At 61.7% G+C, this 25,036-nt stretch carries 31 protein-coding genes; 15 read left to right on the forward strand and 16 right to left on the reverse strand.

The genetic code is table 11. The annotated features are described in order from the left end of the window. Positions 1–341: IS4/Tn5 family transposase DNA-binding protein (locus RCH09_RS01700; protein ID WP_442784991.1), on the reverse strand; the 341-nt coding region annotated here is incomplete at its 3' end. 299 nt (positions 342–640) lie between these two features. Between RCH09_RS01700 and RCH09_RS01705 the strand changes: the two genes are divergently transcribed. Further along, positions 641–1,639 (forward strand): formylglycine-generating enzyme family protein, encoded by a 999-nt coding sequence (locus RCH09_RS01705; protein ID WP_326939302.1) that lies wholly within the window; start codon positions 641–643, stop codon positions 1,637–1,639. A gap of 18 nt (positions 1,640–1,657) precedes the next feature. On the opposite strand, the gene RCH09_RS01710 is transcribed toward RCH09_RS01705, so the two are convergent. Then, entirely contained in the window at positions 1,658–1,828 is a 171-nt protein-coding gene (locus RCH09_RS01710) for a hypothetical protein (RefSeq protein WP_326939303.1), read from the reverse strand. An 83-nt stretch (positions 1,829–1,911) separates the two neighbouring features. On the opposite strand from RCH09_RS01710, the gene otnI reads away from it, so the two are divergent. From otnI to RCH09_RS01725, 3 genes are all read left to right on the forward strand, one after another. Beyond that, the gene (gene otnI / locus RCH09_RS01715) at positions 1,912–2,700 is read left to right on the forward strand and encodes a 2-oxo-tetronate isomerase (protein ID WP_326939304.1); all 789 of its coding nucleotides are present in this window, start codon (positions 1,912–1,914) and stop codon (positions 2,698–2,700) included. A gap of 139 nt (positions 2,701–2,839) precedes the next feature. Next, complete coding sequence (locus tag RCH09_RS01720; RefSeq protein ID WP_326939305.1) at positions 2,840–3,421, forward strand: DJ-1/PfpI family protein; 582 nt, start codon at positions 2,840–2,842, stop codon at positions 3,419–3,421. Positions 3,422–3,483: 62 nt separating this feature from the next. Further along, positions 3,484–4,389, forward strand: coding sequence for a methylglyoxal synthase (locus RCH09_RS01725; protein ID WP_326939306.1), 906 nt, complete (start codon positions 3,484–3,486; stop codon positions 4,387–4,389). A 19-nt stretch (positions 4,390–4,408) separates the two neighbouring features. Here the strand turns inward: RCH09_RS01725 and RCH09_RS01730 are convergent, their stop codons facing one another. The 3 genes from RCH09_RS01730 to RCH09_RS01740 are packed head-to-tail and all read right to left on the reverse strand — an operon-like array spanning position 4,409 to position 7,026. Then, positions 4,409–5,578, reverse strand: coding sequence for a vWA domain-containing protein (locus RCH09_RS01730; RefSeq protein WP_326939307.1), 1,170 nt, complete (start codon positions 5,576–5,578; stop codon positions 4,409–4,411). Positions 5,579–5,580: 2 nt separating this feature from the next. Further along, the gene (locus tag RCH09_RS01735) at positions 5,581–6,171 is read right to left on the reverse strand and encodes a GNAT family N-acetyltransferase (RefSeq protein WP_326939308.1); all 591 of its coding nucleotides are present in this window, start codon (positions 6,169–6,171) and stop codon (positions 5,581–5,583) included. Further along, positions 6,172–7,026 carry an AAA family ATPase gene (locus tag RCH09_RS01740; RefSeq protein ID WP_326939309.1) on the reverse strand — a complete coding sequence of 285 codons (855 nt, stop codon included), beginning with the start codon at positions 7,024–7,026 and terminating at the stop codon, positions 6,172–6,174. Between the two features lie 247 nt (positions 7,027–7,273). On the opposite strand from RCH09_RS01740, the gene RCH09_RS01745 reads away from it, so the two are divergent. Continuing rightward, positions 7,274–7,594, forward strand: a complete 321-nt coding sequence (locus RCH09_RS01745) for a c-type cytochrome (RefSeq protein ID WP_326939310.1) — start codon at positions 7,274–7,276, stop codon at positions 7,592–7,594. 12 nt (positions 7,595–7,606) lie between these two features. Next, on the forward strand, positions 7,607–7,960 hold the full coding sequence (locus RCH09_RS01750; protein ID WP_326939311.1) for a c-type cytochrome: 354 nt from the start codon (positions 7,607–7,609) through the stop codon (positions 7,958–7,960). A 48-nt stretch (positions 7,961–8,008) separates the two neighbouring features. On the opposite strand, the gene RCH09_RS01755 is transcribed toward RCH09_RS01750, so the two are convergent. Continuing rightward, the gene (locus tag RCH09_RS01755; protein WP_326939312.1) at positions 8,009–8,437 is read right to left on the reverse strand and encodes a DUF1841 family protein; all 429 of its coding nucleotides are present in this window, start codon (positions 8,435–8,437) and stop codon (positions 8,009–8,011) included. Positions 8,438–8,547: 110 nt separating this feature from the next. Here RCH09_RS01755 and RCH09_RS01760 point away from each other — a divergent pair, with 110 nt between their 5' ends. After that, on the forward strand, positions 8,548–9,129 hold the full coding sequence (locus RCH09_RS01760) for a malonic semialdehyde reductase (RefSeq protein ID WP_326939313.1): 582 nt from the start codon (positions 8,548–8,550) through the stop codon (positions 9,127–9,129). A 25-nt stretch (positions 9,130–9,154) separates the two neighbouring features. On the opposite strand, the gene RCH09_RS01765 is transcribed toward RCH09_RS01760, so the two are convergent. From RCH09_RS01765 to fdxA, 6 genes are all read right to left on the reverse strand, one after another. Beyond that, positions 9,155–9,862, reverse strand: coding sequence for a VIT1/CCC1 transporter family protein (locus RCH09_RS01765; RefSeq protein ID WP_326939314.1), 708 nt, complete (start codon positions 9,860–9,862; stop codon positions 9,155–9,157). Next, positions 9,862–10,512 carry an endonuclease III gene (gene nth / locus RCH09_RS01770; protein WP_326939315.1) on the reverse strand — a complete coding sequence of 217 codons (651 nt, stop codon included), beginning with the start codon at positions 10,510–10,512 and terminating at the stop codon, positions 9,862–9,864. The genes RCH09_RS01765 and nth overlap by 1 nt, the downstream gene beginning before the upstream one ends. Next, the gene (gene rsxB, locus RCH09_RS01775) at positions 10,509–11,186 is read right to left on the reverse strand and encodes an electron transport complex subunit RsxB (protein WP_326939317.1); all 678 of its coding nucleotides are present in this window, start codon (positions 11,184–11,186) and stop codon (positions 10,509–10,511) included. Before rsxB ends, nth begins: the two co-directional genes overlap by 4 nt. A gap of 109 nt (positions 11,187–11,295) precedes the next feature. After that, complete coding sequence (locus RCH09_RS01780) at positions 11,296–12,531, reverse strand: polyhydroxyalkanoate depolymerase (protein ID WP_326939318.1); 1,236 nt, start codon at positions 12,529–12,531, stop codon at positions 11,296–11,298. Between the two features lie 366 nt (positions 12,532–12,897). After that, positions 12,898–14,007 (reverse strand): NAD(P)/FAD-dependent oxidoreductase, encoded by a 1,110-nt coding sequence (locus RCH09_RS01785; protein ID WP_326939319.1) that lies wholly within the window; start codon positions 14,005–14,007, stop codon positions 12,898–12,900. A gap of 99 nt (positions 14,008–14,106) precedes the next feature. Beyond that, positions 14,107–14,430, reverse strand: coding sequence for a ferredoxin FdxA (gene fdxA, locus RCH09_RS01790; protein ID WP_326939320.1), 324 nt, complete (start codon positions 14,428–14,430; stop codon positions 14,107–14,109). A 254-nt stretch (positions 14,431–14,684) separates the two neighbouring features. Between fdxA and RCH09_RS01795 the strand changes: the two genes are divergently transcribed. Next, positions 14,685–15,674, forward strand: coding sequence for a 2-hydroxyacid dehydrogenase (locus RCH09_RS01795; RefSeq protein WP_326939321.1), 990 nt, complete (start codon positions 14,685–14,687; stop codon positions 15,672–15,674). Between the two features lie 11 nt (positions 15,675–15,685). Next, complete coding sequence (locus RCH09_RS01800) at positions 15,686–15,973, forward strand: polyhydroxyalkanoic acid system family protein (RefSeq protein WP_326939322.1); 288 nt, start codon at positions 15,686–15,688, stop codon at positions 15,971–15,973. On the opposite strand, the gene RCH09_RS01805 is transcribed toward RCH09_RS01800, so the two are convergent. Genes RCH09_RS01805 through RCH09_RS01815 form a run of 3 tightly spaced genes read right to left on the reverse strand, consistent with a single transcriptional unit; the run spans position 15,970 to position 17,077 of the window. Beyond that, positions 15,970–16,224, reverse strand: a complete 255-nt coding sequence (locus tag RCH09_RS01805; RefSeq protein ID WP_326939323.1) for an acyl-CoA-binding protein — start codon at positions 16,222–16,224, stop codon at positions 15,970–15,972. The genes RCH09_RS01800 and RCH09_RS01805 overlap by 4 nt on opposite strands. 44 nt (positions 16,225–16,268) lie before the next feature. After that, a complete protein-coding gene (locus tag RCH09_RS01810) occupies positions 16,269–16,688 on the reverse strand; it encodes an FKBP-type peptidyl-prolyl cis-trans isomerase (protein ID WP_326939598.1) in 420 nt (139 codons plus the stop codon). A gap of 32 nt (positions 16,689–16,720) precedes the next feature. Continuing rightward, positions 16,721–17,077, reverse strand: coding sequence for an FKBP-type peptidyl-prolyl cis-trans isomerase (locus RCH09_RS01815; RefSeq protein WP_326939324.1), 357 nt, complete (start codon positions 17,075–17,077; stop codon positions 16,721–16,723). A gap of 141 nt (positions 17,078–17,218) precedes the next feature. Between RCH09_RS01815 and RCH09_RS01820 the strand changes: the two genes are divergently transcribed. The 6 genes from RCH09_RS01820 to RCH09_RS01845 are packed head-to-tail and all read left to right on the forward strand — an operon-like array spanning position 17,219 to position 24,176. After that, positions 17,219–18,184: a YVTN family beta-propeller repeat protein gene (locus tag RCH09_RS01820; protein ID WP_326939325.1), complete on the forward strand. Its 966-nt coding sequence runs from the start codon at positions 17,219–17,221 to the stop codon at positions 18,182–18,184. Positions 18,185–18,198: 14 nt separating this feature from the next. Beyond that, on the forward strand, positions 18,199–18,987 hold the full coding sequence (locus RCH09_RS01825) for a polysaccharide deacetylase family protein (protein ID WP_326939326.1): 789 nt from the start codon (positions 18,199–18,201) through the stop codon (positions 18,985–18,987). Beyond that, positions 18,984–19,967: a sterol desaturase family protein gene (locus RCH09_RS01830; RefSeq protein WP_326939327.1), complete on the forward strand. Its 984-nt coding sequence runs from the start codon at positions 18,984–18,986 to the stop codon at positions 19,965–19,967. The genes RCH09_RS01825 and RCH09_RS01830 overlap by 4 nt, the downstream gene beginning before the upstream one ends. Next, on the forward strand, positions 19,967–20,821 hold the full coding sequence (locus tag RCH09_RS01835; RefSeq protein ID WP_326939328.1) for an EI24 domain-containing protein: 855 nt from the start codon (positions 19,967–19,969) through the stop codon (positions 20,819–20,821). The genes RCH09_RS01830 and RCH09_RS01835 overlap by 1 nt, the downstream gene beginning before the upstream one ends. Continuing rightward, entirely contained in the window at positions 20,806–21,609 is an 804-nt protein-coding gene (locus tag RCH09_RS01840) for a competence/damage-inducible protein A (protein ID WP_326939329.1), read from the forward strand. The genes RCH09_RS01835 and RCH09_RS01840 overlap by 16 nt, the downstream gene beginning before the upstream one ends. Positions 21,610–21,665: 56 nt before the next feature. Then, positions 21,666–24,176, forward strand: a complete 2,511-nt coding sequence (locus RCH09_RS01845) for a DUF349 domain-containing protein (RefSeq protein ID WP_326939330.1) — start codon at positions 21,666–21,668, stop codon at positions 24,174–24,176. 112 nt (positions 24,177–24,288) lie between these two features. On the opposite strand, the gene phaP is transcribed toward RCH09_RS01845, so the two are convergent. Beyond that, positions 24,289–24,855, reverse strand: a complete 567-nt coding sequence (gene phaP / locus RCH09_RS01850; protein ID WP_326939331.1) for a TIGR01841 family phasin — start codon at positions 24,853–24,855, stop codon at positions 24,289–24,291. Positions 24,856–25,036 lie beyond the last annotated feature (181 nt).

Below are 25,036 nucleotides of genomic sequence, written 5' to 3' on the forward strand. Positions count from 1 at the left end.
TGCGCTTCATAACTCAACGGCCCCAGGCCGCGTGTCTGCTGGCCGTTGAAATTGAGTTCGGTCGTATCCTGCAGACACAGCACGACCGCTTGCGCACACATGCGCACCTGGGTTTGCTGCCAGTGCGGCTCCAGCAGCGCACGCCAGTCCACGCTTTCATTGGCAAAGAATCGGTACGCTGCCATCGTCTCGCCCCAGCCATTGCAGGCCTTGGGCACACTCAAGGTCGGTTCTGCCGCCAGTCGTTCCATCAATATCCTCGCTCGCTTGTCCAGGCGTGCATCGCCCAGATCGAGTTGCCCGAATTCCGTGTCCGTCCACACTGCCGATTTGGTTGTCAATTGGGCCACCCAAAAGACGAGAGTAAACGCGATTTCTGCCCAGTTTACAAGGGATGCGCTAATTTATTGAACGTATGCGGGAATTCTCGTGTGGCGTGGGTGGGGCGCACTTGTGTATAACGAGGTGGGCCATGCCGCGTCGCCGCAGCAAGTTAAATTACCGAGTCCATTGGGTGGCGGTGGCAGCGTAGCCGGTTCCATTCCCACCGGATTGCCAGCAAGCCGGACTGCGCTTATCATCGCTGCGCGTTCCAATTGCAATCCCATTGCTTCGCTGTCCCACTTTTTCCGGAATCACCATGCGCATTCCAACGCTCGTTTTATTTCTTCTTCTGGTCACATCGGCACACTCAGCCGACCTGCCGGCCAATGCTCCGCCAATCGTGCGCAACGCAATCGGCATGCAGCTCGTGCTGATCCCCGCCGGTGACTTCGTCATGGGCAGCGACGAGAGCCCCGACTCCCTGGCCAAGGCCTATCCGCAATACGATCGGTCGCGCTTTCTCAAACTCGGCGACGAAGCGCCGGCGCACAAGGTCCGGATCACGCACCCGTTTTATCTTGGCCAGCACGAGGTCACGGTGGGCCAGTTCCGGCGCTTTGTCGCCGCCTCCGGCTATGTGCCGGAAGCCGAGGCCGACGGCACAGGAGGCTACGGTTACAACCCGGCCTACGATCCGGCCACGACCGTGCGCGGCGATGCCTTCGAAGGACGCAATCCGCGCTACTCGTGGCGCAATCCGGGTTTTCCGCAAACCGACGAGCACCCGGTCGTCAACGTCACCTGGAACGACGCGGTGGCGCTGGCGCAGTGGCTCAGCAAGACCGAGGGAAAAACCTACCGCCTGCCAACCGAAGCCGAATGGGAATACGCCGCCCGCGCCGGCACCCGCACGCGCTACCACAGCGGCGATGATCCGCAATCGCTGCTGACGGTGGCGAACGTGTTTGATGCCGACGCCAGGGTCAATTGGGAAAAGTGGTCGTCGTATGCGCTGACCGGGCACGACGGCTTTGCCTTCACCGCGCCGGTAGGCAGCTTTGCACCAAACGCCTTCGGGCTGTACGACATGCATGGCAACGCGTGGGAATGGACCGGCGACTGGCACGATGAGAATTACTACGCGCGCTCGCCCGAGAATGATCCGCAGGGACCAGCCACAGGCGTGGTGCGGGTGCGGCGCGGCGGTTCGTGGCATACCTGGGCGCTGTACGCGCGCTCGTCGTTCCGCAACTGGAATTCACCCGAGACACGCTATACGCTGGTCGGGATGCGGCTGCTGCGCGAAGCGGATTGACCCCCGGACGGGAGCGCCTTAGAGGCGCGATCGTTTCTTGCGCTTCTTCTCGGGAACCGATTGTTCCTGCTTGGCCTTCATCGACGGCGGCGGCGCCACCGGCATCGGGAAGCCCAGAAAGATCATGACGAAGAATATCGGCAACAGGACGTAGAAAAGGGGTTTCTTCCAGTTGAGTTGAAGTTTCATCATAGCCGGCAGATTGGGGCATCCCCGGCCGATTCAATGCCATTGAGGTCGCAGTGCCGACAACAAAATAAAGGAGCCACGCCGTGCCAAAATTTGCCGCCAATCTGACCATGATGTTCAACGAAGTCGCGTTCCCGGAGCGCTTTGCGGCAGCCGCCGCGGCCGGCTTCACGGCAGTTGAATTCCTGTTCCCGTATGACCATCCTGCACAGGACGTCGCTGCATGGCTGCAGCACAACGCGCTCGAGAACGTGCTGTTCAACCTGCCGCCGGGCGACTGGGCTGCCGGCGAGCGCGGCATTGCGGCGTTGCCCGGCCGGGAAGAAGAGTTCGAGGCGGGCGTGGCGCTCGCGATCAAGTATGCGCTGGCCCTTGGCACGCCGCGCGTGCACATGATGGCCGGGCTGGTCCCGGCAGGCGCCGACCTGGGCCCGCATCATGACGCGTATGTGCGCAACCTGCGCCATGCGGCCGCGGCGGTCGGCGCGCACGGACTGGCGCTGCTGATCGAGCCGATCAACGGTCGCGACATGCCGGGGTATTTCCTCGCTTCGCAGCGCCAGGCGCATGCGCTGCGCCTCGAATGCGGCGCGCCGAACGTGCAGGTGCAAATGGATTTTTATCACGCGCAGATCTCGGAGGGCGATCTGGCCACGACGCTGCGCAAGCATATCGACGCCATCGGCCATGTGCAGATAGCCAGCGTCCCGGCGCGCAACGAACCGGATGACGGCGAAGTCAATTATCCGTTCCTGTTCCGGTTGCTCGACGAACTGGGCTATGCGGGTTGGATTGGCTGTGAATATCGGCCGCGCGGGCGCACCGAGGATGGCCTCGGCTGGCTGGCTGAGGCCCGGCGCCAAGCGTTCTGATGGTCGTGCACACCGCTTGTGCGGCGACAAGGATGACGACGCGATCCCCAGGGGCCTTTGCGGATACGCGCTAAGATCAACGGCACAGACCAGTCCGGTCGGGCTGGTTCCATTGAAGCATTGTTCACGGGAGACTCACATGGCAGCCAGGAAAATCCTGTTCTTGACAGGCGATTTTGCGGAAGATTATGAAACGATGGTGCCTTTTCAGGCACTGCAAATGGTAGGCCACACGGTGCACGCGGTCTGCCCCGGCAAGAAGAGCGGCGACAAGATCAAGACCGCGATCCATGATTTCGAAGGCGACCAGACCTACACCGAAAAGCCGGGCCACCTGTTCGCACTCAATGCCAGCTTCGACGATGTCCAGGTCGGCAACTACGATGCCCTGATGATTGCCGGCGGGCGGGCGCCGGAATACCTGCGCCTGAACGAGCGCGTGATCGCCATCGTGCGCGAGTTTGCCGCCGCCGACAAACCGATTGCAGCCGTCTGCCATGGCGCGCAGCTGCTGGCCGCTGCCGACGTGATTCGCGGCAAACGAATTTCGGCCTATCCCGCCTGCGCGCCGGAAGTGCGGCTGGCCGGCGGCGAGTATGCCAACATCGAAGTCGACCAGGCGGTCACGGATGGCAATTTCATCACGGCGCCGGCCTGGCCAGCCCATCCGCAATGGCTGGCGCAATTCCTGAAACGGCTCGGCACCGAAATCTCCCTGTAGACTGGAGCCGCGCGCACCTGCTGGCGCGCGGCAATTCCACGCCATTCACCCACTGAGCGACCATGCCCCTGACAACGCCGCAGTACCGTATCGGACTGGCCGCCAACCGAAGCCATCAGGACGATGCGGATTCCGCGCTGGTGCGTTTGCTGCAGGATGGCAAAGCTGCGATCGAGACCCATCTGCGACCGCAACTGGTAGTGGTCGGACGCACCCTGGATGCGATGCAGCGCCACCGCCTGCTGGCCGATTACCCGTCGATCGAGCGCTTTCCGTACGGGCGCGAAGGCGGGCTGATGATGCTGGTCTCGCGGGTGGTCGATCCCGACCCGGTGCGCGCGCTGGATGCGGTGATCTACCTGATCGATCCGGTCGATCCGTCGTCGAATTTTCCCGAAGCACTGGCGCTCAAGCGCCAGTGCGTAATCCACGGCAAGCCGTTTCTGTCGACGCTGGCCGGCGCGCGCGAATGGCTCGAACTGGAAGCCATCGCCACCGGCGCCGCGCCCGATCGCTCGCTCGACGGCATGTTCGATCCGGCCAATGAGGCCATCGCCCTGATCGCGCACGATGCGATGAAGCCGCGCCTGCTGGAGTTGGCCGAGCGCCATTTCGACTTGCTCAACCGGTTTGCATCGCGCTGCGCGACCGGCACCACGGGGGGCTTGCTGAATGGCCTTGCACAAAAGATGCTTGGGCAGGAAGCCGGCCGCAACTGGGTCAAGCCCTACCTGAGCGGCCCGATGGGCGGCGATGCGCAAATTGCGGAGCGCATCCTGAACCGGCAATGCCGCCGCGTGCTGTTCCTCGAAGACCCGCACGTGGCGCGCCAGCATGAGGCCGACATTCAACTGCTGGAACGTGCCGCCCGCACGGTCACCGATTTCGCCACCTGCTGCAGCGACGCCGGCAGCGCCGATCGCTGGCTGACATTGCTGGCACTGCGCTGCGGCGGCAGGCCGGACTGAGGCACGACCCGCGGCGCGCTTACTTGCTCAGCAAGCGCATGCCGCGCTCGAGACCCTCGATCGTCACCGGGAACATGCGGTTGTTCATGATCTGCTTGATCACCGCAATCGACTGCCGGTACTGCCACAAGCCCTCCGGTTCCGGATTGAGCCAGATGAATTTCGGGAAGGTCTGGGTGAAGCGCGCCAGCCAGGTTGCACCGGCTTCGGGATTGTCATACTCGACCGAGCCACCCGGCTGCAGCACCTCATACGGACTCATGGTGGCGTCGCCCACGAAGATCAGCTTGGTGTCGGCCGGATACTTGCGCAGGATGTCCCAGGTCGGAAACCGCTCGGCGTGGCGCCGGCGGTTGTGCTTCCACAGATAGTCGTAGACGCAGTTGTGGAAGTAAAAGAACTCCATGTTCTTGAATTCGGTCTTGGAGGCCGAGAACAATTCCTCGGTGCGCGCGATGTGGTCGTCCATGCTGCCGCCGACGTCGAGCAGCATCAGCACCTTGATCTTGTTCTTGCGCTCGGGCTGCATCTTGATGTCGAGGAATCCGGCGTTGTTGGCGGTGGCGCGGATGGTCGCATCCAGCGCCAGTTCTTCATCCAGGCCTTCGCGCGCAAACTTGCGCAGGCGGCGTAGCGCGACCTTGATATTGCGCGTGCCCAGTTCGCGTTCGGCGTCGTAATCGCGGTAGCTGCGCGCTTCCCAGACCTTCACCGCAGTCCGGTTGCCGCCTTCGCCGCCGATGCGGATGCCTTCCGGATTCTGGCCGCCATTGCCGAATGGCGAGGTGCCGCCGGTGCCAATCCACTTGTTGCCGCCTTCGTGGCGTTCCTTCTGCTCGGCCAACAGCTCCTTGAGCCGGTCCATCAGCTTGTCGTAGCCGAATTTTTCCAGCGCGGCTTTCTGCTCATCGGTCAGTTCACGCTGCATGCGCTTGGCCAGCCAGTCCAGCGGGATCTCCGGGTGCTTCTCGAAGATCGCATCGATGCCCTTGAAGTACATGCCGAAGGCCTGGTCGAACTTGTCGAAATGGGCCTCGTCCTTGACCAGCGTGATGCGCGACAGGTAATAAAATTCATCCAGCGAATTGCTGATCACGTTCTTTTGCATGGCTTCGAGCAGGATCAGGAATTCCTTGATCGAGACCGGAATTTTGGCGTCCTTGAGCGTGAAGAAAAAGTCGATCAGCATGATCAGTCTCCGCGATAGCGTTGGAGTTTTTGCTGCAGGCCTGCCTTGATGGCAGGCCACTCGCCGGCGAGGATGCTGAACATCACGGTGTCGCGCACGCTGCCATCGCGGCGCAGCGCGTGGTGACGCAGCGTGCCGTCGCGCTGTGCGCCCAAGCGGACGATGGCGGCCTGAGAGGCATGGTTCAGATGGTCGGTCCGAAAACCGACCACTGCACAACCGAGCGTGTCGAAGGCATGGCCGAGCAGCAGCAGCTTGCAACTGGTGTTGACATGACTGCGCTGCCAGGATTTGCCGTACCACGTGTAGCCGATTTCGACCCGGCCAATGGCGGGAACCATGTCGTGAAAACTGGTGCTGCCGATCACCTTGCCGCTGGCGATGTCGCGTACCACCCACGGCAACCGGGCGCTATCCTGCAGCGCCTTGTCGATGTAGGCGGCTTCTTCGCCGGGGGCCGGCACCGAGGTCACGTGCAGGTTCCAGAGCTCGCCGTCAGCGGCCGCCAGCGCCAGGTCGGCGGCATGCGCGCGCGTCATCGGCTCCAGCCGCAGGCCGTTGAATTCCAGCGTGACGGGGCTGAGCGCCTTCATTTATCGATTGGTCCGGGACATGAACACCAGCCGCTCGAACAGATGCACATCCTGCTCGTTCTTCAGCAGCGCGCCGTGCAGCGGCGGCACGATCGACTTGGCATCCTTGCTGCGCAGCGCCTCGGGCGGAATGTCTTCGGCCAGCAGCAACTTGAGCCAGTCGAGCAATTCGGAGGTCGAGGGTTTCTTTTTCAGGCCGGGCACGTCGCGCACTTCATAAAACGTTTGCAGCGCCTGCGCCAGCAAATCCTTTTTCAGGGTGGGGTAGTGCACGTCGACGATTTGCTGCATCGTGTCCTTGTCAGGGAACTTGATGTAGTGGAAAAAGCAGCGGCGCAGAAAGGCGTCCGGCAATTCCTTTTCGTTATTCGAGGTAATGATCACCAGCGGGCGATGCCTGGCCTTGATCAGCTCGCGCGTTTCATAGACATAGAATTCCATGCGGTCGAGTTCGCGCAGCAGATCGTTCGGAAATTCGATGTCGGCCTTGTCGATCTCGTCGATCAGCAACACGACCTGCTGGTCGGCGGTAAAGGCTTGCCAGAGCACGCCCTTGACGATGTAATTCTGGATATCCTTGATGCGTTCGTCGCCGAGTTGCGAATCGCGCAGGCGCGACACCGCATCGTATTCGTACAGGCCCTGCTGCGCCTTGGTGGTCGACTTGATATGCCATTGCATCAGTGGCATGCCCAGCGCCGCGGCGACTTCTTCGGCCAGCATGGTTTTCCCGGTACCGGGCTCGCCCTTGATCAACAACGGCCGTTGCAATGTCAGCGCGGCATTGACCGCAAGTTTCAGGTCGCCGGTGGCGACATAACTGGAAGAGCCTTCGAAGCGGGTAACTGGTGGCATGGCGGTAGCGGGTCCGTTTGTAAATGAAAACGAGTATAAGCGAGAACCGGTTTGCGCCGGACTGCGCGAAAAGCGGGGTCGGTGGGTCGGCAGGGGTGCACGAAGGCCGTTTCTTGCGGTAGAATCCGGGGGTTTTGATGCCGAGTGGCACGGGCAAGCGGGGGCATCAACAGCCCGGCGTGGCATCGGTACTGCACTGCACCGCGCGGATTTCGCACTGAGTTTCGCATTAATTATCCTGGCAAACATGAAAAAACTACTTGCACTTCTTGTGCTGGCCGGACTGGCCAATGTCGCTGCAGCAGCAGACCTCGTTGGTGATCCAAAAGCCGCAGAAAAAAACATCGCGCAATGCATCGGCTGCCACGGTATCGCCGGCTACAAGGCCAGTTATCCGGAGGTGTATTCGGTGCCGATGATTGGCGGCCAGTCTGCCAAGTACATTGAAAGCGCGCTCAAGGCGTATCGCAAGGGCGACCGCAAGCATCCGTCGATGCGTGGCATTGCAGGCAGCCTGTCGGACCAGGACATGGCCGATCTCGCCGCTTACTATTCGCAAAAGAAATAAGGACAACCAGACATGAACAAGATTCTCACAGGCGCGGCCTTCGTGCTGTGCAGTGCGGTGTCGTTGCATGCCAGCGCTGGCGGCAATATCGACAGTGGCAAGGCAGTCACCGTCAAATACGGTTGTGCCTCGTGCCACGGCGCTGATTTCAACAGCCCGATCGATCCGACCTATCCGCGCATCGCCGGCCAGCATGCCGATTATCTGGCGCATGCACTGACCGCCTACAAGCGCGGTGGCGATGCGATGAACGGCCGCAGCCACGCCATCATGGGCGGCATGGCCAAGCCACTGACCGACAAGGACATCGCCGATGTGTCGGCCTACCTTGCCAGCCTGCCGGGATCGCTCGCCAGGGTTAAATAAGGCGGTTCTTCTTCGCGCATGAAAAAAGCCACGGATTCCGTGGCTTTTTTATTGGGCGCGCCGTTTCACGCACTCGATGTACGCCGCCCCGTCCGGTGGCAGGCCGCTGCGCTGCGCCGTCCACATCATCTCGCCAAGGCATTCCATGATTTGATGGTGGGCCTCGTGTTCCGAATCGAGCCGGCGTGCCAGTGCCAGAAACGCCATGCGGATACCCGGCGGCTGGTCGATCGACACCTGCTCGGCAATCGACAGGTGCATCGACAGGTGCAGGAAGGGATTGCTCTGGCCGCGCTCGACCGTAAAATCCATTGCCACGGCCGCCTCCGCGTCGGACAGCGTGTCGGCATATTCGGGATGCTGCACAATCCAGTCGCGCGCGATGGCTTCGAGCGGTGACAGGATGCCCTGGCGCTGGTGCTTGTCGAAGGTGGCGCAAAAAAAGCGCCGGACCTCATCCTGTGACGGATTGAACATGATTGGTCGTCTGGCTCTTTGAAAAGTGCGATTGTACGTGGCCCGGCGGACATACGCAGTCGGGCGATCGTGACTATGATGTGGCTCACTGATTTTTTCGGGAGTCCCCAATGCTTGATCAAGCCGCACTTGATACCCTGTTCGTCACGGCCCGCACCCACAATGTCTGGCTCGAGGAACCGGTTCCACAAGCGCAACTGGAACAACTGTACAACCTGATGAAATGGGCACCGACATCCGCCAATTGTTCGCCGGCGCGGATCGTGTTTGTGCAGTCCGAGGCCGCCAGGGCAAAGCTGGCCGCCTGCATGTCCCCGGGGAACGCCGACAAGACCCGGGCGGCGCCAGTGACCGCGATCATCGGGATGGACATGGCGTTTTACGACAAGCTGCCCGAGCTGTTCCCGCACGCCGATGCCAAGGCCTGGTTCGTCGGCAATCAGCCGATGATCGATGCCACCGCCTTTCGCAATTCGTCGCTGCAGGGCGGCTACTTCATTCTTGCCGCGCGCGCGCTCGGCCTGGATTGCGGTCCGATGTCCGGATTCGACGCGGACAAACTGAATGCGGCGTTTTTCGCCGGCACCACCATCAAGGTCAATTTTGTTTGCAGCCTCGGTCACGGCGATGCCACCAAACTGTTCCCGCGCTCACCGCGGCTGACGTTCGAGCAAGCCTGTCAGGTGCTGTAGCGTCACCGACGGCGCGCACGTCCGTTCAGGAGATCGCCCGCGCCACGCCAAATGCCACGCCCGCGGCCAGGCCGCCAATGATGAGTGTCTGCAGCGCCGAACGGAACGCGCCAGTGCCGGTGAAGCGTCCCTTCAGATAGCCGAAGCCGAACAGCGCCAGCAGTGTCACAACGGTCGAGACGGCCAATGCGGTTTGCGGCTGGTCGCGCACCAGCATGTAGGGTGACAGCGGAATCATGCCGCCGACGATGTAGGACAGCGCAATCGTCAGCGCGCTTTTGCGTGCCGATGCGGCATTCGGTTCTTCCAGTCCCAGTTCGAACCGCATCATGAAGTCGCGCCATGCAGTCGGGTTGCGTTCCAGGCCTGCCAGCAGCGGAGCGCATTCGCTGGCAGTCACGCCGTACTTCGCCATGATCTCGACGACTTCGGCGCGTTCGCGATGCGGCACGCGCTGGATCTCCTGCTCTTCGCGGGTGCGTTCGGCAAAATAATGCTGATGTTCGCTGCGCCCGGCCAGATAGCCGCCCAGGCCCATGGCGATCGAACCTGCGGCGATTTCCGCCAGCCCGGCCGTGATCACGATGTCGATGCTGACCGCCGCGCCGGAGATGCCTGCGGCCAGCGCGAACGGCACCGTCAAGCCATCAGCCATGCCGAGCACGATATCGCGCACGCGGTCGCTGGATTCAAAGTGGTGCTCGGTATGGCTATGCTTGTGATCGTCGCTCATCAGATGGCCTTGGTCGGTGTCGGGGTTTTGTCGCGATAGTCGCAGAGATCGGCCAGCATGCAGTTCCAGCACTTGGGCGTGCGCGCGATGCAGGTGTAGCGGCCGTGCAGGATCAGCCAGTGATGGGCGTCGAGCAAAAACTCACGCGGCACGACTTTCATCAGTTTCTGTTCAACCGCATCGACGTCCTTGCCTGGCGCCAGACCGGTGCGGTTGGACACGCGAAAAATGTGGGTGTCGACCGCGATGGTCGGTTCGCCGAAGGCCGTGTTCAGGACCACGTTGGCGGTCTTGCGCCCGACACCTGGCAAGGCTTCCAGGGCGACGCGGGTGCGCGGGACTTCGCCGCCATGTTCGGCCAGAATCAGTCGACAGGTCTCGATGACATTTTTCGCCTTGTTGCGAAACAGGCCGATGGTTTGCAGATAGGGGATCAGCCCCTCGACGCCGAGTGCAAGCATGCTCGCCGGCGTATTCGCAACCGGGTACAGCTTGCGCGTGGCCTTGTTGACCGATACGTCGGTGGCCTGCGCCGACAGCAGTACCGCAATCAGCAGTTCGAACGGCGTGGTGTAGGCCAGTTCGGTGGTCGGATGGGGATTGGCCTCGCGCAGGCGGGCAAACAGCTGGTGGCGCTTGGCGGTGTTCATTCCACTTGCTCGCGCTTGATGCGGGCCCGTTCGATGGCGGCCTGGATGATGGCCCGCTTGCGATCGCGCTCGGCCAGCGCTTCTGCCGACAGCGTCGGTTCGGCCTCGACCTCCCTGAGTTTGGCAGCGGCCTTGGCCAGCAGTCGCGCATCGTTCTCGTGGCGCTCGCGCTGCAGGCGCGCGCTGCGAAAATCGTGGCGTGCACGGGCCTCGTCGGCCTGCTGTTGCGTCCATGCCTGCCAACCGGTGGTGGTGGTCACCGGCACCATCGCAATGCAATCCACCGGGCAGGGCGCCACGCACAGGTCACAACCGGTGCACAGGTCGCCCAACACAGTGTGCATCTGTTTGGCCGCGCCCAGGATGGCATCGACCGGACAGGCCTGGATGCAGAGTGTGCAGCCGATGCAGAGTGCCTCATCGATCACCGCCACCGTGCGCGGCCGTTCCACGCCATTGGCCGGATTGAGGGCAATCACCGGGCGGCCAAGCAGGTGCGCCAGCCGCGCGATGCCTTCGCTGCCGCCAGGCGGGCATTGATTGATGGCGGCGCTGCCGTCGGCAATTGCCTCGGCATAGGGGCGGCAGCCGGCATAGCCGCATTTGGTGCACTGGGTTTGCGGCAGCAGGTCTTCGATGCGATCGGCGAGGGTGGGGGCGGGAACGTGCGGCACGGGAGCCATTCAGTTTCAAAAAATACATTATCCCGGCAATTGCATGCCGCACCAAATAAAAAAGCCGTTCAACCCGAGGGTGAACGGCTTTGTCGCGACGTGCGTCGGATCAGGCGTGTTCCTTGATGAACTCGGTGATCTTCGGGCAAATCACTTCGCGCCAGCGACGACCGGCAAAAATGCCGTAGTGGCCGCACTGCGGCGCCACGAAATCCTGCTTCATGTTGTCCGGAATGCCACTGCACAGCGTATGCGCGGCCTGGGTCTGGCCAGCGCCGGAGATATCATCGAGCTCGCCCTCGACCGTGAACAGCGCGACGGTCTTGATGTCCTGCGGCCGCACCAGCTTGCCTTCGACTTCCCAGGTGCCCATCGGCAGATTGAAATCCTGAAACACGGTCTTGATCGTGTCGAGGTAATACTCGGACGGCATGTCGAGCACGGCGTTGTACTCGTCGTAAAACTTGCGGTGCTCTTCGGCCGATGCATCGTCGCCTTCGCGCAGATGCATGTAGAAGTCCCAGTGGCTTTGCGCGTGCCGGCGCGGGTTCATTGCGACAAACCCGGCATGCTGCAGGAAGCCCGGATAGACCTTGCGGCCGGAGCCTGGATAGTTGGCCGGCACGCTGTAGATGACGGTGTTTTCAAACCACGAAAAGGGTTTCTTGGTCGCCAGATTGTTCACTTCGGTAGGCGATTTGCGCGGGTCGATCGGTCCGCCCATCATCGTCATCGTCTTTGGCAGCTTCGGATCCTTGGCCGTGGCCATCAATGCAATTGCAGCCAGCACTGGCACGGTTGGCTGGCAGACCGAGATCACATGCACATCAGGACCCAGCAGGCGGATGAAGTCCTGCACGTAATAAATGTAGTCATGCAGATGGAACGCGCCTTCCGACATCGGCACCATGCGGGCATCGGTCCAGTCGGTGATGTAGACATCATGTTCCGGCAACAGCGCCCGCACGGTGTCACGCAGCAGCGTCGAATGATGGCCGGACAGTGGCGCGACCAGCAGCACGGTTGGCTGTTTCAGTTTGGCCCGCTCGCTGGTGGTGACATTCTTTGCAAAGTGCAGCAACGTGCAGAATGGCTTGATCTCGGCCGGTTCCTCAACAACTCCGCACGGTTTGCCATTCACGGTGGTCGATGTCAGGTCGAATTTTGGTTTTTCGTAATCTTTTCCCAGCCGGTACATCAATTCGTACCCGGCAGCGATGCGCTGCGCGAACGGCGAGTGCGCCAGCGGAGAGACAGGATTGGTGAACAGTTTTGCCGAGGCTTCAGCCCACTGGATCAGCGGGTTGATGAAGGTGCGGTTCAGTTCATGCAAGTGGTAGAGCATAGTGGCCTCGTAAAAAAATACCGTGACTCCAACAATACAGACTCACCTTGTTGCAACGCATCATAGACCAGATCAGCGGATTCCCTGTGTGAATTCGGTGCCCGATAATCATATAAACCAATAGTCGCATTGGCGTCTTGCCAAGGTTTGGTCGTGCGGTCTGGCATTTGCTGACAATTCGTGCAGCGCGTGCCAGACAAATCCAATATGTAGCCACCGAATCGGCGATGCAATCACAAAAAAGCAAACTGTTGTAACGGTGATGATGTTCATCGTCGGGTTCGGTCTGATGCAGTATGCCACTTTCCAAAAAAAAAGCACGGTGCGCCTTTTATGCGCCCGTGCCTTGTTTGAATATTGCCGGATTTAATCGAAAACCGGACTTTCGACGCCCAGGATCTTGTGCAGCTTGGGCGAGGTCGTGGTGTATTGCATGTGGATTTTCTTGTCAGGGAAAATATAGGGCGCTGCACCGAAGGCGGCCAGTGCCGCTTCATGGAAGCCGGACAGGATCAGTTTCTTTTTACCGGGATAGGTGTTGATGTCGCCAACGGCAAAAATACCCGGCACGTTGGTTTCGAACTTCTCGGTACCCACCTTCAACTGCTTGCGCTCGATCTCGAGGCCCCAATCGGCAATCGGTCCGAGTTTTGGCGACAGCCCGAAAAACACCAGCAGGTAATCGAGCGGCATGCGACGGGTGACGCCATCGGCGCCGGCAACCTTGATGTGATTCATCACGCCGGCCTCATCAGCTTCGAACCCGGTGACCTGACCGATGACGAACTGCATCGCGTAGTCTTCGCACAACTGCTTCATCCTGGCGACCGAGGCGGGTGCTGCGCGGAACTCGTCGCGCCGATGCAGCAGTACCACCGATTCGGCCTTGCCGACGAAATTCAGGGCCCAGTCGAGCGCCGAATCGCCGCCACCGCAGATGACGATGTTCTTGCCGTCGAAGCGCGCCGGATCCTTGACGCGGTAAAACAGCTGACTATCCTGAAACTGCTCAATGCCGTCGACTTTCAGGGTGCGCGGCTGGAAGGAGCCGACACCGGCGGCGATGAAAATGGTTTTGGTGAGGAAGCGCGTGCCGGTCGAGGTTTCCAGATTGAAGCGGCCATCGTCGCGCTTTTCAACCAGCGTGACTTCCTGGTTCAGGTGGAAGGTCGGTCCGAACGGCTCGATCTGTTTCAACAGATTGTCGGTCAGTTCCTGACCGGTGCAGACCGGTACGGCCGGGATGTCGTAAATCGGTTTGTCCGGATACAGCTCGACGCATTGGCCGCCGACGCTGGGCAGGGAATCAATGACATGGGCCTTGATCTCGAGCAGTCCCAGCTCGAACACCTGGAACAGGCCGACCGGACCGCCGCCGATAATGACGGCATCGGTCTCGATGATTGGTGCGAATTGGGCAACGGGGATGGCTGCGGAGGCGATCGCTCCGGAATCAAGGCTGGCGCTGGTGTCCATACGACGGTGTGCTTCCTGTTTCGTGGGGTGGTTCAAAAAACCGCCAGACAAGGGTGTCGGCGGCTTCGGTCATCAGTGGTGTGGCTGGCGTGCGGGCGGTCAGCGTTTGAGCAGATGCAGCTTCTTTTCCACATCCTTGAATTGCTCGGCTTCGGGCAGAGCGGCCTTGGTTTTCGTGATCGACGGCCAGCTGCGCGCCAGATCGATGTTGAGCTTGATGAATTGCTGCTGGTCGGCGGGCACATCTTCTTCGGCGAAGATTGCGTTGACCGGACATTCGGCCACGCATACGGCGCAGTCGATGCATTCATCCGGGTCGATCGTCAGGAAGTTCGGGCCTTCGCGAAAACAATCCACCGGGCATACATCCACGCAGTCGGTATAGCGGCACTGGATGCAGGATTCGGTCACAACGTGGGTCATAACAGTCCTATTACTAAATTGAGACGGAAGCGTTGGTTCGCCGGCAGGCTGGCCGCCGGGGAACGCATTTGCAAAGACCCGTATTTTAAGGTACTTCCGGGGTTCTCACAAACCGGGCTTAGACAGAATGCGTATAAGCAAATTCGGAAATTTCCGGAATTACCTCTTGGGGCGGCCGCTTTCGACCGATTTCGTCGGCGCGTCGCAGCCTGGCGGGCTAGAATGCTGCTCCCCTTCCTTGCAGACTGCCGGCAATGACCAAGCAAAAAATCCTGATCGCGCGCGCCACCTTTCCCGACCTGCTGGCCCGGCTGGAGTCGCAGTTCGAGGTTGAATCGAACCAGGCCGATGAAATTTTTTCAGCGCAGACACTGCAGGAAAAAATGCGCGACAAGGATGCGGTGATGGTGACGGCCAGCGAGGCCATCAGTGCCGCATTGATCGCCACATCGCCACGGCTCAAGGCGATTTGCAATATCGCGGTGGGCTACAACAACATCGACGTCGCCGCCGCCACGGCCGCCGGCATCATGGTCACCAACACGCCCGACGTCTTGAACGAAACCACGGCCGACTTCGGCTGGGCCTTGCTGATGGCGACGGCGCGCCGCATCACCGAAGCCGAGCACTGGTTGCGCGCCGGCCATTGGGACAAATGGCGCTACGACGCGTTCCTGGGCGCGGACCTGCACGGCAGCACGCTGGGCATCATCGGGATGGGCCGGATCGGTCAGGCGATCGCACGGCGCTCGATGGGGTTCGACATGCGTGTGCGCTATCACAATCGCTCGCCGCTGACGCCGCAGCAGGAGGCGCATGCCAACGCCGCCGCATATCGCAGCAAGGAAGCGCTGTTGCGCGAGGCCGACCATGTGGTGCTCGTATTGCCGTACTCGGCTGCCACCCATCACACCATCGGCGCTGCGGAACTGGCGTTGATGAAGCCGTCGGCGACCCTGGTCAACATTGCGCGTGGCGGCATCGTTGACGATGTGGCGCTGATCGCCGCCTTGCGCACGGGGCGCGTAGCTGCTGCCGGACTGGATGTGTTCGAGCACGAACCGGCGTTGCATCCCGATTTTCTGACGTTGAGCAATGTCGTGCTGACGCCGCACATCGCCAGCGCCTCGGCGCCGACCCGGCGCGCCATGGTGCAGTGTGCCACCGACAACCTGCTGGCGGCATTGGCGGGGCGCATTCCGCCAAACTGCCTCAATCCCGAATCCATCACGAACAATCACTAAGGCGGCACAGCATGTCTGACATCAGCATCACGCAATCGCACACCCTGAGTCTGGTCGAGGCGCGTGCGGCGGCGCAGCTCAGCGCCGATTCAATGGCCGAGCAATACGACATCTCCAGCAGTTGGGAGGGTGATGTGCTGACCTTTGCCCGCAGCGGTGTGGCCGGGACGCTGGCCGTATTCGACCATGAAGCCCGGCTCGACATCACGCTGGGCTTCATGCTGAAATCGTTCGCGCCGATGATTCAGGAAAAGGTCGCGCGCAACATGGCCAAGGTGTTCGGCGCCGACGCTGGCTAGTCCTTCAGTTCTTCGATCAGCGCAATATATTCTTTCATCGCGGCGTCTTTCGAGGTGCCCTTGAGTTCGTTCCAGGCATCCCACTTGGCCCGGCCGACCATGTCAGTAAAGCCGGGGCGTTCGCCGTCGACATCGCCTTTGCTGGCTTGCTTGAACAGGCCGTACATCTTCAGCATGGTCATGTTGTCAGGACGTTCTTCCAGATTCTTCGAATCCGCCATGGCCTGGTCAAATTGCGCTTGCAGTGTCATCATTTTCTCCGGAAGAGGAACGCGGTTAGCCAAATACTGCTTCTTTATACGCCCAACAGTTCAACATCGAAAATCAACACTGCATTGGGCGGAATGACACCACCTGCGCCACGTTGACCGTAGCCCAGTGCGGCCGGAATCACGAGCCGGCGCTGTCCGCCCACCCGCATGCCTTGCACGCCTTCATCCCAGCCCTTGATGACATTGCCGGCGCCCAGCACGAACTTGAACGGCTCGTTGCGGTCGCGGCTCGAATCAAACTTCAGGCCGGCGCTGCCATCCGGATTCTGCAACCAGCCGGTGTAGTGCACCGTCACACGCGCGCCGGACTTGGCCGCCGCGCCGGTGCCAGGTTTGACTTCCTTGTATTGCAGACCGGACGGGGTGCTGATGAGCGTTTTGCCGTCGGCAGCCGCAGCGACGCTTTGTGCCTGACACACACCGGCAGCCAGCGCCAATGCCATGACGCCCGCCAGTGCGGTTGCCTGAAGGGTCTTCATACGCCCAGCAGCTCAACTTCGAAAATCAGGGTCGCATTGGGCGGAATCGCGCCGCCAGCGCCGCGGGCGCCGTATCCGAGTGCTGCAGGGATGATCAGGGTACGGCTACCGCCGACTTTCATGCCTTGCACGCCTTCGTCCCAACCCTTGATGACGTGGCCTGCGCCGAGCGGGAAGTTGAACGGATCGTTGCGATCCTTGCTGGAATCGAATTTGCTGCCGGCAGTGCCGTCCGGTTTTTGCAGCCAGCCGGTGTAGTGCACGCTGACATGGTTGCCGGCCTTGGCTTCGTCGCCGCTGCCGACCTGGGTGTCTTCGTATTGCAGGCCTGAGGCCAACATGGTCATCGTCATGATAATTTCCTTGCAAAAGTTGTCTGGGCCCGCCGATTGTAGCAGGACACCCGGGAATGACCGCGATACTGATTTAAGTCTTCGTAGACAGGGGCGACGCGGTAAAATGCATCACGTTTTCTTCTTCTACAAGTGGTGTTCATGCTTCGTCAATTCGGTAGTTGTGGTGCGGTCCTGCTGGCGCTGTTGTGCGCGACGCCGGCACAGTCCAGCGTCGTGGTGGTGCTCAATTCGCGCGACGCGACAGTCAGCCTGATCGATCAGGACACATTTAAGGAGATCGACACGTTTTCTGTCGGCAAGGAGCCGCACCATCTGATGGCGACTCCTGACAACAAATCGCTGATCGTCGCTAGCGCCACCGGCGACCAGCTGATTTTCCTCGATCCGGTGACCGGACGTATCCAGCGCAGCATCAAGGACATTGCCGATCCGTACCAGATCGGCTTCTCGCCCGACCAGAAATGGTTCGTTGCCAATGCGCTAAGGCTCGATCGCGTCGACATTTACCATTACGATGGCCGCGACATGAAGCTGGCCAAGCGCATTGCGCTGCCCAAGCTGCCCAGCCACATGGCCTTCACCGCCGACAGCAGCACCGTTTTCATCACGCAGCAGGGCAGCGACCAGATCAGCGCCATCGATCTGGCCACCCAGGCCGTCAAGTGGACCATGCCGGTGGGCAAGCTTCCTGCCGGAATTGCACTCACGCCGGACGGGCAATATCTGCTGGTTGGCATCATGGGCAGCGATTACGTCGAAGTCATCGACTGGCGCAAGCAAAAAACCGTCAAGCGCATCAAGGCTGGCGCCGGCACGCATAATTTTCAATCGATGAACGATGGTCGCCACATGTTTGTCTCGAACCGGGTGTCGAATTCAATCAATATCATCGACATGATCAAACTGGAAAATGTCGGTACGATCAACGTGCCGGGAGGTCCGGACTGCATGGAACTGACTGCCGATGGCAAGACCCTGTGGGCCACGCTGCGCTGGATCAAGAAGGTTGCCGTGATTGATGTCGCCAGCCGCAAGGTGATCAAGCTGATTCCGGTCGGGCGCTCGCCGCACGGCGTGTATTTCGTCAACCACGCAGTGCCTTGACACGGACTGCCGTGATGCGATTCGATGCCTTGGCGGCGGCGGTTCTTGGCCTGGTGCTGGCGGCGCCGGCCAGTGCCGCGGGCGTGTGCAAGGGCACGATTTACCTGACCTTCGATACCGGCAGCCAGTCGCAGGCGGAGTTCATTGCCGCCACATTGCGGCGGCATCATGCCAAGGCCACTTTTTTCCTGGCCAACGAAAAGACCGTCAATCAGGATTATTCGCTCGACCCCGCATGGGCGCCGTACTGGAAAGCCCGCGTCGCCGAAGGACATGCGTTCGGCACCCACACCTTCGACCATGTGTATGTGCAGCGCGACCTGCCCGGCGGGCGCATCGAGGTCAAGCCGCAATTCGGCGAGCACGCGGGCCAGAAGCTGGACTGGAGTCCGGCCCAATATTGCGCAGAACTCAATCGTGTCGGTACGCGTTTCGCGGCGCTCACCGGCAGCCGGCTTGATCCGTTGTGGCGCGCGCCGGGCGGCAAGCTGACGCCGAATCTGCGTGCTGCCGGCAGCGCCTGCGGCTACGCGCACGCCGGCTGGTCGCCGGCTGGTTTTTCCGGCGACGAATTGCCCAGCCAGGCCTGGCCGAATGTCAAGTTACTGCAACGTGCGCTGGCCGGTTTGAAGGACGGCGACATCCTGATGGCCCATTTGGGCATCTGGTCGCGCCAGCAACCGTGGGCGCCGGCGGTGCTGGAGCCCTTGCTCAGCGGCCTCGAACAAAAGGGCTTCTGTTTTGCCACGCTGCGCGACCACCCTGACTATCGCAATGCCATCGCCGCGGAGCCGCATTCATGATCCAGACCATCGTTGACCTGTTCGGCCAGGCGCAGGGCTGGTTGTTCCAGACCGTGATCGAACCGGTGATTTATCTGACCGGTCTGGGCGAATTCACCGAACAGGCTTTCGAGGGCACCGAGTGGCTGCTGATTGGCGCCTGCGAGATCGTGCTGCTGTTCATCGTGCTGCGTCCGCTGGAGGCGCTGATGCCGGCGCAGCCGATCACCGATCCGCGCGCGCGCTGGATTGATTTCATTTACACCGTCGTGCATCGGCTCGGCGCATTTGCCGTGGTGGTGTTCTTCGTACTTGATCCGTTGATGGATCATCTGGCCGCGCTGCTGCACCTCGAAGGCATGCAACCGTTTAACCTTGATGCGCTGTGGCCGGGCCTGACCGATTTGCCGCTGGCGAGTTTTCTGGTCTACCTGGTGGTGCTGGACTTCTTCGATTACTGGTATCACCGCGCCGAGCATCAATTTTCGTGGTGGTGGGGCTTGCACAGCCTGCATCACAGCCAGCAGAACATGAACCTGTGGAGCGACAACCGCAATCATTTGCTGGACGACTTCCTGCGCGACATTTACATGGCGATTATTGCGCTCGGGATTGGCGTTCCACCCGCCCAGTACGTGCTGCTGGTGGCGGCGTCGCGCATCCTGCAAAGCCTGCAACATGCCAACGTGCGGCTGCATTTCGGCGTCGTGGGCGAGCGTCTGCTGGTGTCGCCGCGCTATCACCGGCTGCATCACGCGATTGGCGTCGGTCACGAAAGCGGCGGGCGCGGCACGCTCGGCGGGCACAATTTTGCCGTGCTGTTTCCGGTCTGGGACATCCTGTTTCGCACGAGCGATTTCCGCCGCACGTTCGAGCCGACCGGGATTCGCGACCAGTTGCCGCCACCCGACGGTATCGGACGCCAATACGGACGCGGTTTCTGGGCGCAGCAATGGCTGGGCCTCAAGCGCATGGCTGGCGCAGATCGGACGGTGGGCTGATGCATCCTGTTCTCGGCAGCTTCTTTCGGGCGATCTGGTCGCAACTGCATCCGCGCATGCTGTTGCTGACGCTGATGCCGTTCATTCTTTCGGTAGTGATCTGGGGCGTGGTGCTGTGGCTGGGCCTGCAACCCATGATCGACTGGCTGCAGGCAGGCTTCGCCAACAACGACGGCTTTCGCGTGGCCGGCAGCGTGCTCGGCGCGATCGGACTGGGTGCGCTGAACATCGTCATCGTGCCGTTGATTGCGATGTGGGTGCTGCTGCCGCTGATGATCCTGACCGCGCTGGCGTTCATTGGCACGCTGGCGATGCCGGCCATCGTCAAGCATGTCAGCCAGCGCAACTTTCCGGCACTGGCGGTGCGCGGCAGCGGCTCGATACTGGGCAGTCTGTGGATTGCCCTGTCGTCGTTCGTCGTGTTTCTGCTGCTGTGGCTGGTGACGTTGCCGTTATCGATGATCCCGCTGGCCGGACTGCTGATCCAGCCGGTGTTGTGGGGCTGGTTGACGTACCGGGTGCTGGCTTACGACGCGCTGTCGACCCATGCCGACCGCGCCGAACTGCATGCCATCCTGCGGCAGCACAAATGGTCATTGCTGCTCATTGGCGCCATCACCGGCACGCTTGGCACCGCGCCAACGCTGCTGTGGCTGGGCGGTGCGATGTCGGTGGTGCTGTTTCCGTTCCTGGCGGCGTTCTCGATCTGGTTGTACGTGCTGGTGTTCGTCTTCACCGGCCTGTGGTTCCAGCATTACTGCATGGCAGCGCTGGCCGGTCTGCGCGCGACTGTGGCATCATCGGCGCATCCCGCAGGACAACCCATTGAAGGCACCGCATGGCCATCGGATTAATCATCATCGGCGACGAAATTCTGTCCGGAAAACGTGCCGACAAGCACTTCCCCAAAGTGGTCGAATTGCTGACGGCACGCGGGTTGCAGCTGGGCTGGGCGGAATACCTGGGTGACGAACGTGGCCGCATTACCGCCACGCTGGCGCGCACCATGGCCTCCGACGACATCGTGTTTTCGTGCGGTGGCATTGGCGCCACGCCCGACGACCACACGCGCCAATGTGCCGCGGCCGCATTCGGCGTGCCGCTGGCGCTGCATCCGGAGGCAAAGCGGCTGATCGAACAACGCATGCTCGCCATGGCGCGCGAGGCTGGCACCCCGATCGACCTGCAGGCGCCGGAAAACCAGCATCGGCTGAAGATGGGCGAATTCCCAACCGGGGCCGACATCATTCCGAATCCGTTCAACCAGATTCCCGGCTTCGCGCTGGCCACCGGCAGCGGCGGGGCGCATTACTTTGTGCCGGGCTTTCCGGTGATGGCATGGCCGATGATCGAGTGGGTGCTGGACACCCATTACAGCCACCTGTTTCATGGCGTCGCCCGGCTCGAGAAGGCGGCGCTGGTGTATGGCTCGATGGAGTCGACCCTGACACCGTTGATGGAAGCCATCGAGAACGACTATCCGCTGGTCAAGGTGTTCAGCTTGCCCAGCGTTGGCGACGCCACCACCCGACGCCACATCGAGCTGGGTGTGAAGGGCGAGCCGGGCCAGGCCAGCGCCGCGTTCGACCGGATGCTGGGTGAACTCGACCGCATGGCGGTCGAATATCTGCGTATCGAATGAACCCGTCGCGTCCGTTGTTATGATGCTTGCTCTTTTTTGAATTGATGCCGCCCTCCATGTTCGATTTCCTGTTCAAGCGCAAGACCCCACCAGCGGCTGCGGCCCCGATTCCGGCGGCGCCGGCGCAGCCAGCATCGACTGCGGCGCGCGACGCCGCATTGGCGCAGGCGGGCACCCTGCACGGCGACGAGGCCGGCAGCGTGGCCTTTCTGCTCGGCTGCGAATTTGCCGAGGCCAGGCTCAAGGCAGCACAGGGCATCGTCTCGAAGGCGGCGCTGCAACAGGTGCTTGGCGCGATGCGCAACACGGATCGGCGCGTCGCCAAGCTGATGCAGTCGCGGCTGGATGCGCTGGCCGCGCACGACAAGCTGGTTGACGGGGCGAGCGCCGCCATCACGCAGGCACGACAGCTGCTCGACGAAACGCTGCTCACACCGAATCAGGTGACCGAGCTGGATCAACGCTGGCAGCTGTTGAAGGCGGCGCCGCCCGCGCTGCTGCACGAATTCGATCAGGTACGCAGCAGCCTGGCCGAGCGGCTGACACAGCAAGCCATGCTGCAACGGGCGGTCATCGACGCGCTGGCGCAACTGCGCGCGCTGCACGACAACGCATTCCATCAGGAGCCGTCGGAAGTGCGCGCGCAACTCGCTGCCCTGGAAGCAGACCTCGCCAGTTATCGTGTCTCGCCCGAAGTCAGCGCCTTGCCGAAGCAGCTGCTTGGCCAATGCGCCGACGCCGCTGCCGAGCTCCAGCAGAGCCTGGCCGGCATCGAACAGCAGCATGCCGCGCGCAGTGTCTGCATTGCGTTGCTGGATGAGTGGGACGCGGCGGCACCGGAGTCGTTGCAGGAGTCGACCCTGCGTCGCAGTTGGCAGCGCCTGCAGCCGCAGAGCGTCGACCAGGAGCGCTTCGACCAGTTGCTGCAGCGGGTCAGTGCGGCGCGGCCGGCGCCGAGCGCCTCGCCGCTGCTTCCGGTGTCGGATCAGAAGCCGGCGTTGCTGGCCGCCCTGGAGGCGATGGAACAGGCACTGGAAGACGGCGCGTTGCAGCTGGCCGCGCAGGCCGATCAACGCGTGCGCGCGCTGGACCTGGCAGCGCTGCATCCGACGCCGGCGCAGAGTGCGCAACTGTCGCGCCTGCGTGCCGAACTGGGTCGCCTGCAAGGCTGGGCACGCTGGGGCGGCAATGTCTCGCGTGAAGAATTGCAGAAAGCCGCTGAGGCGCTGGCGACGCAGCAGTTGGCGGTGGCCGAGCTGGCCAAGAAGATCGGCAGCTTGCGGGAGCGCTGGAAATCGCTCGATGTTTCGGCCGGACCCGCGCCGAGGGAGCTGTGGCAAGGCTTCGATGCCGCCTGTACCGCCGCGTATGCGCCCGTGGCCGAGCACTTCGCGGCACTGGCCGAGCAGCGCCAGAAAAATACCGTGGCGGCCAGCGAATTGATCGCCGCCATGACCGTCCAGGCCGACGCCCTGGCCGGCGATGACAGCCCGGACTGGAAAGCGGTGGCACTGTTTTGCCAGCGCAGCTTGCAGGCGTGGCAGCGCCTTGGGCCGATCGACCGCAAGGAAAAGAAGCGGCTGGATGAGGAATTCGATCGCGTCCTGCAGCGCTTGCGCACGCCACTGGCGGCAATTCGTGCAACTGAAATTCACGGGCGCGAGCAAATGATCGATGCGGTCAACCACCTCGCCAGCAACGAGCGCAGTTCGCTCGACAGTTTGCGCGCCTTGCAGGAGCGCTGGCAGGAACGCGCCAAGGCGCTGCCGCTGGAGCGCAACGACGAGCAGGCGCTGTGGGAGCGTTTTCGCGCCGCCTGCGATGCCGTGTTCGCGCGCCGCAAGCAGGCAGCGGCCGGTGCCGATGCCGAGCGCCGGCAGAATCTGGCGGCACGCGAAGCGGTGTGCGCAGCGCTCGAACTGGCCGCCGCCGAACCAACCGCGAATCATGCCGAACAGTTGCGCGACAGTGCCGCGCAATGGAGCCGCATCGGTCCGGCACCGCGCGCCGTCGAAGGCGCACTGGAGACCCGCTATCGCCAGGCGGTGGTACAACTGACGCAGCAACGCGATGCCATTCGACTCGATCGGGCCGCCGCCGAAACGCGCAGCCTGCAGGAAAAATTACGGCTCTGCCAAGAGCTCGAAGCAGCCATCGGCGGCCGGGCGGAAGTCGATCGCGACAACATGATGGCACGCTGGCAGGCGTTGCCGGCACTGGCGACGCCGCTTGAACGCGCCTTGCAACTGCGCTTCGACAAGGCGCTGCAGGCACTTCGGGACGGTGACGCCCATTTCGCTGAATTGCTTGAGGCGAATCGCGCGGTCCTTGCCAGGGAGTTGTTGCGGGTCGAGATTGTGCTGTCGCTCGACAGCCCGGCCGAGTTCATCCGTGAACGATTGCAGTTGCAGGTCGAGGTGCTGCAGGCGGCGTTGAAATCGGGTCAGCAGTCCATGACCGAACAGGCCCGTCTGCTTGCGCTGTGCGCCTTGCCGGCTGCCATGGATGCGCAGTCCGTGGTGCGCTTCGAGCGGGCCGTGGCGGCGCTGGGAAAGCTGCCGACCTAAAAAAATACCCCGACGAATCGGGGCAAAAATCGGCTCCTGCATCAACTGCGGGGAGGTGCAGGCGCCGGGGGAGAACGCGGGCCGGCCTCCCTGCGGGATGCCGGCCAGGTTGTTATTTCTTGGACGCGCCGCGCGTGGCTTTTGCCGATGCTTCCGACAACTGCGAGACGGCGCTGGTGACATTGCCTTCGATCGTTGCCGCGGCCTGCTTGGCGGTGCGGGACATTTGTTCGTAGCCCGCGTTGGCATTGCCCATTGCCGACTTGAACATCGCAATCACGCTTTCCGAACCTGCTGGCGCATTCTTTGCGACATCCTCGACCAGCTTGGCGACTTTCTGGTTCACTTCACTGATCTGGGCTTCGGCCACCTTGGCGAACTCCGCCTGCACCTCTGACGCAATGCTGGCGACATGACGCGCATACGAAACGGCTTTCTCGGCCTGTGGTTGCGACTGCGCTTTGCTCATTGCGAAAAATTCCTGGGGATCCTTTGCCGCCAGCAGTTGCTTGACTGCGAAGCTCGATTCATCCATCGATGTCCGGGCCACGGTCAGGTTCAACTCGACCAGTTTTTCGACGCCTTCGAGCGCCTTCTGCGTCAGGGAAGTCATCAGTGCGAGTTGGAGTTCATACGCGCTTTTGGTTGCAGCTGAAATCTGTTCGGGTGTGGAAAACATGAGTTTCTCCTGATTGGGATGGGCTAAAAATTCTGCTGCAAATGACAACTGCCGGTTTCGCATTGTGCGCTGCAACACGGCCATTTTAAGTAGTCGCCGCGCCCTGTCAAGTACCTTTTTGACAGTAACTTAAGCACGGGTAAGTATTGTTCGGAAGTACCGGATTTGGGAGGCCGGGCTG

Source organism: Actimicrobium sp. GrIS 1.19 (genome assembly GCF_035984655.1).
Taxonomy (GTDB): Bacteria; Pseudomonadota; Gammaproteobacteria; order Burkholderiales; family Burkholderiaceae_D; genus Actimicrobium.

What these genes read in the sequence shown, in the direction of transcription:
- RCH09_RS01705 (WP_326939302.1), top strand. Translation starts at nt 641, where the DNA reads ATGCGCATTCCAACGCTCGTTTTATTTCTTCTTCTGGTCACATCGGCA.
- RCH09_RS01710 (WP_326939303.1), bottom strand. Translation starts at nt 1,828, where the DNA reads ATGAAACTTCAACTCAACTGGAAGAAACCCCTTTTCTACGTCCTGTTG.
- RCH09_RS01720 (WP_326939305.1), top strand. Translation starts at nt 2,840, where the DNA reads ATGGCAGCCAGGAAAATCCTGTTCTTGACAGGCGATTTTGCGGAAGAT.
- RCH09_RS01725 (WP_326939306.1), top strand. Translation starts at nt 3,484, where the DNA reads ATGCCCCTGACAACGCCGCAGTACCGTATCGGACTGGCCGCCAACCGA.
- RCH09_RS01730 (WP_326939307.1), bottom strand. Translation starts at nt 5,578, where the DNA reads ATGCTGATCGACTTTTTCTTCACGCTCAAGGACGCCAAAATTCCGGTC.
- RCH09_RS01735 (WP_326939308.1), bottom strand. Translation starts at nt 6,171, where the DNA reads ATGAAGGCGCTCAGCCCCGTCACGCTGGAATTCAACGGCCTGCGGCTG.
- RCH09_RS01740 (WP_326939309.1), bottom strand. Translation starts at nt 7,026, where the DNA reads ATGCCACCAGTTACCCGCTTCGAAGGCTCTTCCAGTTATGTCGCCACC.
- RCH09_RS01745 (WP_326939310.1), top strand. Translation starts at nt 7,274, where the DNA reads ATGAAAAAACTACTTGCACTTCTTGTGCTGGCCGGACTGGCCAATGTC.
- RCH09_RS01750 (WP_326939311.1), top strand. Translation starts at nt 7,607, where the DNA reads ATGAACAAGATTCTCACAGGCGCGGCCTTCGTGCTGTGCAGTGCGGTG.
- RCH09_RS01755 (WP_326939312.1), bottom strand. Translation starts at nt 8,437, where the DNA reads ATGTTCAATCCGTCACAGGATGAGGTCCGGCGCTTTTTTTGCGCCACC.
- RCH09_RS01760 (WP_326939313.1), top strand. Translation starts at nt 8,548, where the DNA reads ATGCTTGATCAAGCCGCACTTGATACCCTGTTCGTCACGGCCCGCACC.
- RCH09_RS01765 (WP_326939314.1), bottom strand. Translation starts at nt 9,862, where the DNA reads ATGAGCGACGATCACAAGCATAGCCATACCGAGCACCACTTTGAATCC.
- nth (WP_326939315.1), bottom strand. Translation starts at nt 10,512, where the DNA reads ATGAACACCGCCAAGCGCCACCAGCTGTTTGCCCGCCTGCGCGAGGCC.
- RCH09_RS01780 (WP_326939318.1), bottom strand. Translation starts at nt 12,531, where the DNA reads ATGCTCTACCACTTGCATGAACTGAACCGCACCTTCATCAACCCGCTG.
- RCH09_RS01785 (WP_326939319.1), bottom strand. Translation starts at nt 14,007, where the DNA reads ATGGACACCAGCGCCAGCCTTGATTCCGGAGCGATCGCCTCCGCAGCC.
- fdxA (WP_326939320.1), bottom strand. Translation starts at nt 14,430, where the DNA reads ATGACCCACGTTGTGACCGAATCCTGCATCCAGTGCCGCTATACCGAC.
- RCH09_RS01795 (WP_326939321.1), top strand. Translation starts at nt 14,685, where the DNA reads ATGACCAAGCAAAAAATCCTGATCGCGCGCGCCACCTTTCCCGACCTG.
- RCH09_RS01800 (WP_326939322.1), top strand. Translation starts at nt 15,686, where the DNA reads ATGTCTGACATCAGCATCACGCAATCGCACACCCTGAGTCTGGTCGAG.
- RCH09_RS01805 (WP_326939323.1), bottom strand. Translation starts at nt 16,224, where the DNA reads ATGACACTGCAAGCGCAATTTGACCAGGCCATGGCGGATTCGAAGAAT.
- RCH09_RS01810 (WP_326939598.1), bottom strand. Translation starts at nt 16,688, where the DNA reads ATGGCATTGGCGCTGGCTGCCGGTGTGTGTCAGGCACAAAGCGTCGCT.
- RCH09_RS01815 (WP_326939324.1), bottom strand. Translation starts at nt 17,077, where the DNA reads ATGACGATGACCATGTTGGCCTCAGGCCTGCAATACGAAGACACCCAG.
- RCH09_RS01820 (WP_326939325.1), top strand. Translation starts at nt 17,219, where the DNA reads ATGCTTCGTCAATTCGGTAGTTGTGGTGCGGTCCTGCTGGCGCTGTTG.
- RCH09_RS01825 (WP_326939326.1), top strand. Translation starts at nt 18,199, where the DNA reads ATGCGATTCGATGCCTTGGCGGCGGCGGTTCTTGGCCTGGTGCTGGCG.
- RCH09_RS01830 (WP_326939327.1), top strand. Translation starts at nt 18,984, where the DNA reads ATGATCCAGACCATCGTTGACCTGTTCGGCCAGGCGCAGGGCTGGTTG.
- RCH09_RS01835 (WP_326939328.1), top strand. Translation starts at nt 19,967, where the DNA reads ATGCATCCTGTTCTCGGCAGCTTCTTTCGGGCGATCTGGTCGCAACTG.
- RCH09_RS01840 (WP_326939329.1), top strand. Translation starts at nt 20,806, where the DNA reads ATGGCCATCGGATTAATCATCATCGGCGACGAAATTCTGTCCGGAAAA.
- RCH09_RS01845 (WP_326939330.1), top strand. Translation starts at nt 21,666, where the DNA reads ATGTTCGATTTCCTGTTCAAGCGCAAGACCCCACCAGCGGCTGCGGCC.
- phaP (WP_326939331.1), bottom strand. Translation starts at nt 24,855, where the DNA reads ATGTTTTCCACACCCGAACAGATTTCAGCTGCAACCAAAAGCGCGTAT.